This window comes from Alloactinosynnema sp. L-07 (assembly GCF_900070365.1).
Classification (GTDB): Bacteria; Actinomycetota; Actinomycetes; order Mycobacteriales; family Pseudonocardiaceae; genus Actinokineospora.
Window position 1 is genome coordinate 4,458,385 of record NZ_LN850107.1, and the last position, 13,186, is coordinate 4,471,570.

The following is a 13,186-nucleotide window of genomic DNA, read 5'->3' on the forward strand; positions in this document are numbered from 1 at the left end:
AAGATGGCGGTGCCGGTCGCGGTGTACGCCGTAGTCCCACTGGTCGTCGTGACCGCTGAGGCAGCGCTCGGGCTGGGTATGGACTGGCGTGCCGCGGCGGACGGTCTGCTGTTCGTGTCGGTGATGCTGATAGTCGGCATCCTGATGGACGCGGCCGCCCTGGCCGGGGTTAGTGTGCCGTCCGCAGGGTCGCGGGCTGGACAGCAGTTGGAGCGATGGGGTCTGACGAACGCCGCCGCCTTGACGACCACCGCTGTGACCCCTGTCTTGGCGGTGCTCGCGGTCTGGAACGCTTTCCACGGCGGGGACGTCTCGTTCCCAACCGTGGAACCGGGTCAGGTCGTGCGTGACTCCGGACGGTGACCTCGTCCTCAAACGTACGCGACGTGCCCCCTGGTTCGCCTATGACTCCGACGTCTCGCCCTTCGGCACGAGCGTGCGTTCGACCACGCTGTCCGGCGGGTGCGCCTGCGAGTCCCGCAGGCGGGACAATGCGAAGGTCAACGGCCACACCGCCTTCGACATCCCAGGACCTGTCCCTCGCGGTTCTGATCACCACGGCCTCCGCCGTGACCGCGTCGCAGGATATCGTTGGGTCGGACTACCTGGTTGCAACGGCGGATCTAACTGAGAACGTAGGTACATCAGGCCCAAGGCTTTGTCGAGATCCCTCGGAAGTCTCCTCCAGCCCGAACGGTGCTGATCTTTACGACGTCGCCCGATTGCGGCGCTTCGACCATATAGTGGATTCCTCCAATCGGGCCGAGGTACATGGCTACGTGGTGGGTGCCCCAGAAGATCAGGTCGCCGGGTTGGGATTCATCCGGGAATCGTGCGAGTGCCTTGGCGCCGAGGAACTGGTCGCGGGCCTTGTGTGGGAGAGCGACGCCGACTTGGGCGTAGGCGTAGAGGGTGAGGCCCGAGCAGTCGAAACCGGTCTTGTTGTAGTCGCCGAGGGCGTCGGCGGGTCCGCCGTTGTCGCTGATGCCGCGGGTGGGTCCGTTGGGGTCGCCCCCGCCCCATGCGTACGGCGTGTCGAGGTAGGAGAGGGCCGCGGCGGCGGCGCCGGTCGCCATTTCGTTGGGGAAGGTGATGGTGGCGTCCAGTCCGGCTTCTGGGGGCAGTTGGATGGTCCATCCGGTGATCGCGATGCGGATGGGTCCTGATCCTGTGCCCGCCGCGCATCGAACGCTGCCTGGCGATTGGGATGTGGTGGTGCCGTTGTACAGGTGTTGAGCGAGTGTGGTTGCCCAGTGTTCCCATGCCGCGTAGTGGGAGGCGCCTGCGCCGGAGGCTTGGACGGTTTGGGCGGCGTCGGCTAGTCCGATGGCGGTGGGTTCGTGGTAGCTGGGGACTCGGGCGATGAGTTGTTCGTAGAAGGCTCGGGAGGTGTCGGCTGGGTCGGTGCGGCGGACCGCGGCGTAGAGGTCGCCTTGTTGTTGGAAGAGTCCGATGGATCGACCGTTGGTGGCGTTGGGGTCGAGGGTGGATTCCTGCATGGCTGTGGCGAGTGCGATGGCGGTTCCGCGTTCGGTGACGTTCATGCCTTTGCCGACAGCGACTATCACACCGGCGATGTGGAGTTGGCTGGCGTTGAGCGTTGCTTGTCGTTGTGCTACTGGACTTGTGTCGCTGTGAGGTTGGCCGCCCGTTTGGGCCGTGTCGATGGTGCAGGCGCCTACGGCGAGGCGGTTGTCCTCTACCGTGCCCCCGCCCATGGTGGTGGTGACGAAGACGATGACGAGCAGGATGATCGCGCTTGCGAGGATGGTGAGTTTCATGGGTTCCCCCAAGGTTTGTTAGCCGCCGGGCGCACGTTGGGCGACGCGCCAGGCTCCGTGGGGGTCGCGGAGGATGAGGCGGGTATCGGCGATGTGTTCGACGTAGGCGTTGGCGCCTGCCGGGGTGACCACACGGTGGGTGGTGATGTGGACGATGGCGGCGTCGGGTGTTCGGGGCGCTTCGGGTGCGACGGACGCGGTGGGTGCGGAGCAGGCGCCGGTTTCGGCCGCGGCGATGGTGCGTTGCCAGGATCGACGTGCGGTGTCGTATTGGGTCGGGTTCTCGATGATCCATTGGGTGTCGGTCATCGCGGACCGGCCGCGGGCCTCGGCTGCTCCGAAGGGTTCGCGGTAATCGAATGGGCAGGTGCGGCTGAGCCAGGCGATCGCCGCGGTGTCGGGTTCGGCGAGTTCGTCGGTGGTGGCATCGCCCGTCGGCGGGGTCTGCACGACGATGCTCGATGGATCGACCGCAGCGCCCCGCGCCGGCGTCAACGGCCTCACAGGCGTGGTCATCACATTGCTTGGACTCGTCGTCGGCTTGCCCTCATGCGCCGACGGCGGAGTGGTCGCGCTCGGCGATGATGGGAAGAGTGGGGGAACCTCTATGGGTGTCTCCGCTCTGCGAGGCGGGTTGGGAGCCAACCACCACATCGCGATGGCGACGATGCCGACCGCGGCGAACAGTGCGGCGACCACGGTCCAGTTCTTGCCGCGTGGAACCGTCCGCCAAGGGCGCGGCGCGGTTGTCGCGGATCGGGGCTTGCGCAGAAGGTCGCGTTGTCTCCGCGCGACTTGTCGGGTGTGGGCTCGGTGGGCTCGGGCCTTGGCGCCGATGGGTAGGAGTCCTGGTGGGCGGCCGATCAGGTCGCGGCCGAACAGTGCGCGCCAGGCGTCTCGTGGCGAGCTCGGGGTCGGGTCTGACGGATGCTCGTCGTTGTTCCATTCGTTGTCGCGGAGGTTCATGGCTTGGGCCTGTTGATCGGCGGGTTCGGCGGTGTGCGGTTCCGGTGTGTGGTGTCGCCGAGGGGTGAGATCCGGCCGTCAGTCCTGGCGATCCAGATCCGGCCGAGTGCCTGTTGCGGTGTTGCGCCGCGGCGGGGCCACCGCCTTCGCCGCTTCCAGCTCGTACTTTCGGTTGAGGGTGGGACGGTGCGGCGACTCGACGGGTTCTGGAGCGGAGCTGGTTCAACCCCCGGCGATGGTGCGGATGTGGCTGACGCAAGCGCTTTCCTTGGTCTGTGTTCGATCTGTTGACGGGCGTGCCGGGCCTGCGGCGCCGGGGCCTGCTGCGGCGCGATCTCCTGGGTGAGTGGTGAGATCCATCGATTGAGTTGAGGACGCATCCCGCCGGTGCCGACGTGTGTGCCCGCGGCCCCGACCTTGCGGATCCCAGCTCCGGCCAGAGCGCGGCCACCGCCGAAGGCGAGTCCAGTGGTTCTGCCGATGATTCGGCGGGCACCGCGCATGGTGGAGGTGGCGAGCATGGCGCCCAGGTAGCCCATCCCGGACGCGCCACCGACGGTGGTGAGCGAGTCTCCCCACGCCCTGGCGCGGGCGGCGGCGCCTAGAGCGCCGAGGTTGAGCACGGCGACGACGAAGAATCCGTTTTCGCCCGCGATGCTAATGATGATCACCGTGACTGTGGCGTAGCCGCTGGTGAGTCCGGTGACAAGGAGCGATTGGGCTTCCATTCCGAGGGTGAACTGGGCGTAGCGCAGGCCGGTCTCGCGGAACCATCCGGGGATGGCCCAGAAGGTCACGAAGATCAGCCCGATCACCAGCATCAGGAGGAAACCAACCGCGGCGGTGAGTCCCGCCATGACGAGCCGCAGCAGCAGGAGGCCGGTCGGGATGACGATCAGGGCGAGGACGAGCAGGTAGCCGGTGCGGGTCATGTCCTGGCCGCGGATCCAGTCGCCGTGTTCGCGGAACTCCGGGACGTTGCCGTTGTCGTCGAGGACGGTCATCCAGGCCTGCCAGGCCTCGTCGTTGGCCAGGGCGTGGTGGCCTGCCACGCGGCAGATGTCGAGGTCGTGGAACTCGGCGTAGCACCAGGCGGTGGCGCCGATGGTGTTCCACAGGTTGTCCACAAGCCTGCGGGTGGCTGCTTCCTGGGTGGTCCCGTTGATCGAGGGTGTGGGGAAGCCGGTAACGCTGGGTTTGTTGGCGTTGTAGTCGGCGGCGCCGGTCATGATGCCGGTCGCCAGGTCTTGGCGAAGACCGTCGACGTGGCTCATGACGGTGGACGGGCCTGCGGCGAATCCGACTGCGAGGACCCCGGCGGCGACGACCCAGCCGAAGTCGGAGATGAATCCACGGCCTTCGCCGCGCCAGCGGGCGTAGGCAACGAACGCGCCGGTCGCCGTGGTGGCGCCGATCAGGGGCCAGAACACCGAGGCGGCCATGGATTGCACGGCGAGGTCGACTTCCGGTGCGGCGTCGCGGTAGAGGGTGAGGTTGAGCAGCCACTGCAGCAGGGCGAGGGCGCCGTAGAGGATTCCCAGGCACAGCCACAGAATGAGGTTGTTGATGAAGCCGATGACTTCGAGGACGGCTTCGCCGATGGAGAACCAGCCGGAGGCTTCGTCATCGGGTTTGACGGTGAGTTTGTAGTCGGTGAAGTCGTAGGACTCCAGCAAGGTGCGGGGCGCGCCGTGGGCGAGGTCGGGCCCGACGACGATGCCGTCGGCGACAGCTGGGTGTGCGGTGCCGACGATGAGGATGCCGACCAGCCACACCAGGGTAAGGAGCCGCTGCGGGTCGGCGCACAGCCATCGCAGCGGTCGCGGTCCGCGCGCGGGCAGTCGACCGACGAAGCGCGTCGTGCGGGTGATCCACTGGGCCGCGGTCATTCCGGGCCGCCGGTGTCGTGGTCTTCGCCCGCGTCGGTGGAGAGCGTGTCGGCGATCCACTGGGTGAGGCGGTCGAACTCGATGGGCGCCAGGCGGCCGTGGCGGTCGCGCATGACGCATTGGCCGGTACGCAGCCGGCTTTGCATCTGCCGTAGCCGGGGGCCGGGGTCGGCTCGGCCGAGGAGCACGGCTTGGGCGTCTTGTTCGTCGCGGGTGGTGGCGCGGAAGGCGAAGGACATGACCAGTTGCTCGATCAGGCCGGTCATGCCCGCGAGGTCGCGAGCGGATTGGGAGTCCAGGAGCAGCCAGACCTGCAGCGCGCGTCCGGTGCGGGCCTGCCATTCGACGAAGGCGCGTCCTTCGGGGTAGCCGGTGATCAGGTGGAGTTCGGTGAGGGCGACGAGTTTCTTCAGCTCGCGGACTCGTCTGGACTGGTGCAGTGCGTAGGACAGGGCCATGCGGAAGGTGGCGATGGAGCACCGTTCCGAGACCGTCCACCGGTCGGGGTCGGTGGTGTGCCGGGGCAGGTCGAGCCCGGCGAGGTTGAGGTACACCAGTCCGCGGCCGGTCATGAGTGCCGTCCCGTCGCCCGCGGGGCCGAGCACGGCGCGCAGCTGCGGCTGGCGCGACCGCAACGACAGCGTGGCCCCGAGTTCGCGGGCGGTGGCGAAGTCGGTGTCGGACTCGGGCGTGGACAGCAGATCGCTGATGACGGCCTGCGCCGACCACACTTCTTGCGGCATCGACGTCAGCACCTGGTGGACGGCGTTCTCCAGCAGGGTCTCGCCGCGGCGGCGGTCCTCGCTGCTGAGTGCGCCCAACAGCGCGTCGAGTGTCAGGGTTCGCGCCTCGTCGACGGTGGTGCCGAACCGCATGGGGTCCATGGATCCGGAGGCGGACTCAGCCCGCACATCAACGGACTGGACGTCGACGCCAAGCAGTCGGCGGGCGACGTCGATGACGCCCGCGAGGTCGCCCTTGGGATCGACCAGCAGCGCCCACGCGCCCTCAGCCAGCGCGCCGAGCGTTGCGAGCATGACGGCGGTGGACTTCCCTGAGCCGGACATGCCGGTGAAGCTGATCGTGGTCGGCCTGGCCCGGTCGCCGTCGGCGCGGGAGACGATGTGCGCCTGCACCGGCCCGGGCGTGGAGCCGAGGTTCGCGCCGATGTAGGGGCCGGTGGTGTCGCCGATCGCGGAGCCGCCGTGGAACCAGGAACCGGCCAGGGTGCGCATCGGCTGGTCTTGGCCGAAGGCCTGCACCCTCACGCGGTCGCCTGGGAGTAGTTCCTGCCACAGCAGGTCCTGCAGGTCCGGGACGACTTCGAGTTGGACGATGCCGGTGTAGCGCTGACGGACCGCGGCGACACGATCGGCGAGTTCGTCGGGATCGGCGGCGTCGACGACCCAGCGGGCGTGGTTGACGGTGAGCACGTCGATCCTGCGGGCGACTTCCTGGCGACGTTGGTTGAGCGTGTCGTCGGCGTCGAGGATCTCCGCAGGGACCTGGGCGCCGTGGCCCGCTGCTTCTCGGGTCTGGCTGCGGGTGAGTTTGCGGCCGGAGTCGATGATGGCGATCGATCCGGCTTGGCCGTGGTTGACGCCTCGGACGCTGGCTTCGACGCCGGGGAGTTCGGTGAGGATCTCCAGCCACTCTCCGCCCGGCACCTCGAGCTCGGATATCGGGAACCCATTGACGGCGGGAACCAGGATCGTCAGGCAGCGCTGAGCGCCGCTGTCCCGGTCGGTGACCACGACATGGGTTCGCCCGACTTGGACGGGGTCCATCTCGCCGTTCATCAGCGCGACCAGGGCGGGGCCGGACAACGTTGTGGCGTGCGGGATCTGGATGGGGCTGCGTCGGATCTCCCGCGCGTAGGCCCACGCGATCAGCTCGGCTGAGGCGGCGGTCGCGTTCAGTGCGCTGCGTTCCAACTGGCCCAGCCAGCGCACGATGTCCAACCGGGACGCGGCGAGCCGTTGATGCGCGTCGCGGTGCGCCATGCGTGTCGAGCCGCGGAGTCTGGCGCGACGCCAGGTGCGTTCGACGGTGCTTTCGTTGTCCGGGTCGGGCCAACGCACGCCGAGCAGGACGACGCGGCGACGGTAGTGTCCGTCGTCGGCGTTGCGGTCGATGCGGCCCGCGCCGAGGCCGATGTAGTCGTCGCTGCCGGGTGCGCGGACGCTGTGGACTTGGTCCCATCCGCGGACGTAGTCCTCGGAGCCGTGGATCGTCCACATGACCTTCAAGTGGTACTCGGCGCCGGCGGGCAGGAGTGCGCCCATCGCGGTGGTGGTCTCCCAAGTGGCGGCGCTGAGTTGATCGTCCTCCAGGAGATAGGAGGCCGCGGCGGGGACCTCGGTCCAGACCCACAGTGCGTCGTCGGTGACTTCGACGCCTTCGGTGATGAGTCGGGGACGGGCCGGTGGAGTGCGGTCACGTTCGAACTGCGCTCGGGCGTTGCTGATCCTGCTGCGAGACAATGGCTTTCTCCGATCGAAGTAGTCGACGCCCGGCCCTGCTGAGCAGCGGCACAGCGGGCTGGGTGAGCCGGTCGGGGTGCAGTTCGGCCATGACGTCCATCGCGATCACCGCCGCGCGCACTCGGCCGATGTCGAGCAAGGGATTGCCCAGAACCCGACTACGTCCTGGCGTGCGGGCAAGCACTCGGTCGTACCAGGCCACCAGTCGCATGCGTCCCGAGTCGTCGGTCCTGGTTCCCAGAACGACGAATCCGGCTATCGGTCCGATGTAGAGCATCGGGCCCAGTCGGGTGAGCGGGTCCACGCCGATCACCAGCAGCGCCAACGACCACAGGATCGCGAACACGCCGCCCGCGGCGAGTTTGCGTCGAGCGATCCCTTGACCGAGTGGGCGGCCGAACAGCTCGTACTGCCGGGTCTCGAGCCGCAGGTACGAGGTGTCGGTGGGCAGCTGGACCGGCATCAGGCCGCGTCCCCGATGAACGCGGTGAACAGCATCTTCAGCAGCGCTGTCGTCGCGTCCGGGAAGTAGGCGAACCCGACGATCGGGACCGCGGCCAGGAACGAGGTGACGATCTTTCCGTAGCGTTCATCGGCGAACGCCCCTAGCGCGCGCACGCCCAGGACAACCAGAGCGAACGTGCCGACCAGACCGAGCGCGATGTCGCGCAGGGCCCGGCCGCTGGTTGATGTCAGCCCGCCCTGGGCCGTCTCCCACGCTGTGATGAATGCGGTGGTCATCGCGGCCCTCCGGCGTCGACGGTGATCGCGGAGAGCAGCCAGATCCCGTCCCGATCGCTGATGGCGATTCGATAGGTGCACGCGAGGGTCGCGTCGCCGGGCAAGCGCCACCGCACGGTCGCGGTCCCGATCCGGACACCGCTGTTGTCGGCCTTCGGTGCCACTCGCCACTCGTCGAGTTCGGCCAGTTCAGCCGCCCCGTCGAGGCCGAGGAAGCCTGCGCCCGCCGCGCGGACGAACTCGAGGTCGCCAGTGCCGTATGCGGTGAGCAGTTTGCTGACGACGACGGTGGTGTCGGCGCTGAAGTCCGCGTCCGGCGGTTCCGTCGCCGCGTCGTTCCCGAGATCCGCGCTGTGGCCTTGGCCGACGAGTGCGGGTCTGCCGGACAAGGCGAAGCGCCCGCCGGGCAAGGAGCGCACGGGGATGGCGGCCGTGAGCCATCGAGCGGGAAGAGCTGTCCAGGACGCCTTGAGCCCACCGGGTTGGCTCGGTGCGGCGGGCTTGGTGAACGGGATGACGTGCACCTGCACGGTGACGACAGCGAGTTCGCGGGCGAACCGGTTGACGTCGAGTACGGCGACCCCGTCGACCCGCTGCTTGCCCGCGCCGTTCCAGCCATCGATGTCGGCTCCCGGCTCGGCGATGCGGTCGAGCGCCGTGGTTCGCGAGGGCTTGTCCTCCTGGTCCCACGCGAAGTAGTCGGTCGCGGCCACCGTCGCGGTGCCTGCGAACCCGACCGGGTCCACCTGGCGCTCCGCGATCGGATCGGGGCGCAGCCATGTCCGAACACTGTCGATCATCGACGCGGCGCCCACCAGCATGACGGCCACCGCGGCGGACAGGATCGCGGCGCGGCGGCCGCGGACAAACCATCCGTCCCGCGGCGGACTTTGCATGGTCTGCCAAGGGTTTTGCCTGCCTGCTCGACGCCGCGGCGGCTGCGGCTGCGGCCATGACGTTGGCGGCGCGGAACCGAGCGCGGCATGATTCCACTCTCGGTTCGGCGATTGACGCCTCTGCGCCACCGTGACTTCCGGTCGAACCCGACGACCTGTTGTTCGACCCGGATTCCTTGTGCCCGAGAGAGCTCGAGTCCACTTGCTCAACTTCCTGCTGTCGGCACGCATATCTCCCCCTTCTTGATCCGCCTCGGCGCCCCGCGTATGGGAACGCGCCGAGGCCAGGAGCACCGATGCACGACGGGCGTCCACTGAGGACGTCCGCGTCCTCCCAAAGCCGAGTACAGCTCTCCCACCGCAGCCCCTTGCGGATCGACAGCAGACCGAAGGCACCGCACCCGGCGGTTCGCCCGCGCGGCGCGGATCGGTGATACTCCCCCATGACGACCAGTGACCGGCCGACTTCCTCCCGGCGCGGTACTGAGTTATCGTCTTCCCTGAGTCGAGAATAGCCGGGAATGCGGTCGCGTCAACTCACTATCGCATCAAATGATCCACACGAGGGGGCAGGACGGTGATGGCGAAGGCCAACTCGTCGCCTGGGATGCTGGCGGAACGGCTGCGGACGCTGCGGGAGTCGGTCAGGCCATCGCCAACGGCGCGGTACAGCTACGCCGCCATCGCGGCGGGCTGTCAGGACTACCTGCAGGATCCCTACCCGCCCAGCCGCGAGTACATCTCCAGCCTGTTCAACGGCAAGGCCGACAACCCCACCCGCAGGATGCTCGAGGCCCTAGCGGACTTCTTCGACGTCAGCCCCGCATACTTCTTCGACGACGCAGCATCCGTGGCGATCCAGCAAGACCTCGAGCTCTACGCTGTGCTCGCCGAGAAGGGCATCAGCCGCGTCCAGCTGCGCGCGCTGGCGAACCTGGACGAGGACGGCATTCAAGCCGTGCGAGAGCTGCTGACAAAGCTGCCGACCACCGACTGACGCCGCCCGCTCAGCGCGTCCACGTCACGCGCTCGGACAGGCCCACGGTGGCGAGCACCAGAGCCGACAGGCCGCACCGTCAGAATCGAGCTTCAAGCACGTGGCCTGGCCAGTGCCGACATGATCACCATCGGCAACGCGATGCGATAGCCAGTTGACAACTTACGCAGAAAACATCACCCTTAGGAGGGTGATTCCAGTCAACTGGACATCGCATCATTGATCTGGATGGGTAGCGCAGTCGTCTCGACACTTCGCGGGACGAGTGAGCTTCACGGGGGGTGATCAGCGTGGAAGTGCTCGCCATTCCTGAACCGGGACGCTGCGGTTGGCAGCTCCTGCCCGCCCAGACCGCGGTCCCGCGCTGGCTGGCAGCGAGAATCGACTGGTACGTGCGCCCTTCGGCGGCCCGCACCGCAGCCGCCTCGATCGGCCGGGTCCTGTGCGAACACGTCGACTGGGAGTCTGTGTGGGCGCGCGACCGCGGCCTGTTCCTTCGCCGCGAGCACCTCGGCGCCCCACCGCCACCTGTCTTCTTTCACGCCGCCGCGACACTCGCCGCCCTCGGCTCTACGTTGCTTCTGGAAGTCGAGCTCGAGATGGTCGCCGACAAGCTGGCGTTGGCCGTGTACGGCACCGGTGTGCGCGGGGCGATGACATCTGAGGCATGGCGTTCGGTCGCGGGACTCCTGACCACGTGCGCGTCGACGGTGCGCGAACCATGGCCGAGGCAGCTGCCCGTCCGGCCACATGTCAGTCCGGCCGCATGGGTGCACGACGACCACTACACGTGGTGGTCGTATCCGTTCGCGGGCCCGGTAAGAGAGTCCTGCGGGTGCGCCGCGGAGCACGGCCAACCGGGCGCAGGCTTCGGCCCGAAGCCGGGCGGGCACAGGCGGGGATGAACGCATGCGAATCCCGTCATCGAGAGTCGGCGAGAGCACGCCGCCACTGGCCTCGTGGTCATCGCTGATCCCCGGACTGGCCCGCGACAGCGCATCGAAGTCCAGGGTCATACGTTTGCGTCTCCACCCGTTGATCACCGTTCCGGTGTTCCGGACCCCATCAGAGGGTGCGCCGGTGGCGGATCTCCCGACCTACGCGTACGGCCTGCTCCGGACATGGGTTCCGATCATCGACGCGCGTCCGGGATGGGCGTTGGTTCTGTTGCCGTGTCTGCCTGACGGGTCAGTCGGTTGGGTGCGGCTCGACGACCGGGTTGTCATCGTCGCCCAGCCCACCCACATCGAGATCCACACTCGACGCCGCACTGTCGCCCTGGTCAACGGACCGGAGCGGCGCGTCTGGCCCGCCGGAGTCGGCCGGCCGGCCTCGCCGACACCGCGGGGCCGCACGTTCGTCCTCGGGTCGGTCGACATCGCCGACGGCCTTGTCGACCGCGCGATCCTGCTGGCCGCGCACATGCCCACCCACCTTCTCCATGGCACCGGGCTACCGGCCGTCGGCATCCACGCCTGGCCTGGCACGGTGTTCGGCCTGGCAGGCAGTGACGGGTGCGTCCTGGTACCCGACCTCGCTCTCACCGACCTGGAAGACGCCGCACCTCCCGGCACCACGGTCCTGATCCACTGACCCCGGCGACGCGTTGCCTGCGAGACTTGTGACGGCCTTGCTCCTCATCGCTTTGCGCACCCGTGCCAACCAGATCGCCTCGTCGAACAAGTCCTGGTAGCCGAAGGTCCAAGTCTCGTGCTCGGCGAAGGTCACCGCCTCAGCGGAGGATCGCGCAGGCGGTAGCCCCAGCTCGATCGCACGCAGTGCGACAACGAGCTCTGCGGCTTCGGTGATCACGCGGGTCGACTCGGTCGGCCAGTTTCCCGTTTGGGCGGCGGCGGCGACCGAGTCCGCCAACCAGGGCGGAACATGAGCACGCAACCTGATCTGAGCGTCGCGGATCTCGACGAGTCTGCGACACAGGAGGTCGACGTCTTCGACGTCGACGTCGGTCAGGTTCAGCTCGATCTCGGGTATCGCAGCGACCAGGGACGTCCAGAGTGGCAGCACACTGGCCAACGCTCGGCGAGTTCGCGCCCGATGCCTGGAGAGAACGAGATCGGTTGCCCACGAGATCATGAGCCCGCCCAAGACTAGCGACGCTAGCGCCACACTCGCCACGACATGGGCGGTTTGCTCCATGACCACAAGGACGTTCGGGTCGGCGACAGCGACCACAATGGACACGAGTTTGAGCGCCACCCACAAACCGCTGACGCAAAGCCCACACCGAACCACCTGAAGACCACGCACGAGCAAGGCGAAAGTCTCGCCTCGTGTGGTGTGGGAAGTCGCGAATCTGTACGCCACGGCCGTCACGTACCCGACATACCCGAGGAAGATCACCATCGCGATCCAGGCGCAGTACCGGGCATCGAGGCTGCGATCAACAGGAGCCATCGCACCAAAGGCTGAGAAGATGCAGAACCATGAGCCTGCAACAAGTGCGACGCCCGTGCGACCGAGAGCTCGATCGCGAATCCTGCGCTCGCCGACATCGGAGTAGTCCAAGGCGGACAGAACGCATGACCCACCCAAGAAGACCAAGACAGCCACGCCGACCTGCCTTGCTTGGTACAAGGGGCCGGAAGGCACCAGTGCGGCGGTCAGCGGTGCTCCCAGCGCCACCGCGCCGCCAAGCGACAGCAGAGCAGCCACGACGAGGGTCACGCCCAAGTCCGGTGCGCTCGGCTCGCACACCCACTTCGCCAACCCGAGCGCGACGGCGATCGTCGCGGCCAGGTAGAACACCATGCTGACGGTCAGCAACGCGACCTCGATCCACAGGCGAGCAAGCCGGGCAACCGCCCGAGTGTCGGACCCACCGCTGTCGACCTGTGGGTCGAATTTCGTGCCACTGCGGCGACCAACAGCAAGGCGAACAGTTCCGCGTCGCGTTCTTGCTCGGCGTCGTAGACCGTCCTCCCCATGAGCCGCCTGATCAGGCCGGGTGAGAGGGTGGGCATCAGGCGGTGCAATATCTCGAGACCGGCCACCGGTTCGAGGTGGCCAAGCCGCTTGTCGAGAGAGTCGTCCACCGGCTCTGTATGGCCGAGCGCGACGTGTCCCAGCTCATGACAGATGATCTGAGTTCGGTGCAGCGGCGACGCCGTGGCGTCGTAGCACACGTAGTGGATCTCGCCGGTGCTGACGAGCAACCCACAGGGCAGCGATGAGCCGAGTTTCGCTGGCACTAGCTCAATTCGAGCACCGAACTTCTCGGGCCAAGCACGCAGAAGTACCGCCATGTCGAACGGCTCGGAAATACCCAAACCGTCGATCAACAGCACGCATTGTTCACGAATACGCAAATACGTCATCGCGCCCCCATCCCCCACCGCGACGCACACCCACATCCAACGCGGCCAAGACCCAGCGTAGCAGCTACGTTCCGCTATCACTACAGCTCAGAGCATCG

The 13,186-nt window shown here is 67.5% G+C and carries 13 protein-coding genes and 1 pseudogene; 4 read left to right on the plus strand and 10 right to left on the minus strand.

Translation table 11 applies throughout. From position 1 onward, the window contains the following. Nucleotides 1-3: 3 nt before the first annotated feature. Entirely contained in the window at nucleotides 4-363 is a 360-nt protein-coding gene (locus BN1701_RS19975; RefSeq protein WP_157368106.1) for a hypothetical protein, read from the plus strand. Nucleotides 364-402: 39 nt separating this feature from the next. On the opposite strand, the gene BN1701_RS37870 is transcribed toward BN1701_RS19975, so the two are convergent. From BN1701_RS37870 to BN1701_RS20010, 8 genes are all read right to left on the minus strand, one after another. Then, nucleotides 403-525 carry a hypothetical protein gene (locus tag BN1701_RS37870; protein ID WP_255364638.1) on the minus strand — a complete coding sequence of 41 codons (123 nt, stop codon included), beginning with the start codon at nucleotides 523-525 and terminating at the stop codon, nucleotides 403-405. A gap of 119 nt (nucleotides 526-644) precedes the next feature. Next, entirely contained in the window at nucleotides 645-1,781 is a 1,137-nt protein-coding gene (locus tag BN1701_RS37995; protein ID WP_054051087.1) for a C40 family peptidase, read from the minus strand. Between the two features lie 18 nt (nucleotides 1,782-1,799). Beyond that, on the minus strand, nucleotides 1,800-2,231 hold the full coding sequence (locus tag BN1701_RS35775; RefSeq protein ID WP_157368107.1) for a hypothetical protein: 432 nt from the start codon (nucleotides 2,229-2,231) through the stop codon (nucleotides 1,800-1,802). Between the two features lie 512 nt (nucleotides 2,232-2,743). Beyond that, nucleotides 2,744-4,636, minus strand: coding sequence for a hypothetical protein (locus BN1701_RS19990; protein WP_054051090.1), 1,893 nt, complete (start codon nucleotides 4,634-4,636; stop codon nucleotides 2,744-2,746). After that, nucleotides 4,633-7,119: an ATP-binding protein gene (locus BN1701_RS19995; protein WP_054051092.1), complete on the minus strand. Its 2,487-nt coding sequence runs from the start codon at nucleotides 7,117-7,119 to the stop codon at nucleotides 4,633-4,635. Before BN1701_RS19995 ends, BN1701_RS19990 begins: the two co-directional genes overlap by 4 nt. After that, nucleotides 7,073-7,582, minus strand: a complete 510-nt coding sequence (locus BN1701_RS20000) for a hypothetical protein (RefSeq protein ID WP_054051093.1) — start codon at nucleotides 7,580-7,582, stop codon at nucleotides 7,073-7,075. The genes BN1701_RS19995 and BN1701_RS20000 overlap by 47 nt, the downstream gene beginning before the upstream one ends. Continuing rightward, nucleotides 7,582-7,860 (minus strand): hypothetical protein, encoded by a 279-nt coding sequence (locus BN1701_RS20005; RefSeq protein ID WP_054051095.1) that lies wholly within the window; start codon nucleotides 7,858-7,860, stop codon nucleotides 7,582-7,584. The genes BN1701_RS20000 and BN1701_RS20005 overlap by 1 nt, the downstream gene beginning before the upstream one ends. Further along, on the minus strand, nucleotides 7,857-8,756 hold the full coding sequence (locus tag BN1701_RS20010; RefSeq protein WP_054051097.1) for a conjugal transfer protein: 900 nt from the start codon (nucleotides 8,754-8,756) through the stop codon (nucleotides 7,857-7,859). Before BN1701_RS20010 ends, BN1701_RS20005 begins: the two co-directional genes overlap by 4 nt. A gap of 580 nt (nucleotides 8,757-9,336) precedes the next feature. Here BN1701_RS20010 and BN1701_RS20015 point away from each other — a divergent pair. From BN1701_RS20015 to BN1701_RS35780, 3 genes are all read left to right on the plus strand, one after another. Beyond that, entirely contained in the window at nucleotides 9,337-9,753 is a 417-nt protein-coding gene (locus BN1701_RS20015) for a helix-turn-helix domain-containing protein (protein WP_054051099.1), read from the plus strand. 281 nt (nucleotides 9,754-10,034) lie between these two features. Continuing rightward, a complete protein-coding gene (locus BN1701_RS20020) occupies nucleotides 10,035-10,658 on the plus strand; it encodes a hypothetical protein (protein ID WP_054051101.1) in 624 nt (207 codons plus the stop codon). A 175-nt stretch (nucleotides 10,659-10,833) separates the two neighbouring features. Further along, nucleotides 10,834-11,346: a L,D-transpeptidase gene (locus tag BN1701_RS35780; protein ID WP_172803285.1), complete on the plus strand. Its 513-nt coding sequence runs from the start codon at nucleotides 10,834-10,836 to the stop codon at nucleotides 11,344-11,346. Between the two features lie 51 nt (nucleotides 11,347-11,397). On the opposite strand, the pseudogene BN1701_RS38260 reads toward BN1701_RS35780, so the two are convergent. Next, nucleotides 11,398-12,522: pseudogene (locus tag BN1701_RS38260) on the minus strand (DUF6545 domain-containing protein); the annotation flags it as partial. An 8-nt stretch (nucleotides 12,523-12,530) separates the two neighbouring features. Then, on the minus strand, nucleotides 12,531-13,088 hold the full coding sequence (locus BN1701_RS20035; protein ID WP_157368109.1) for a hypothetical protein: 558 nt from the start codon (nucleotides 13,086-13,088) through the stop codon (nucleotides 12,531-12,533). Nucleotides 13,089-13,186 lie beyond the last annotated feature (98 nt).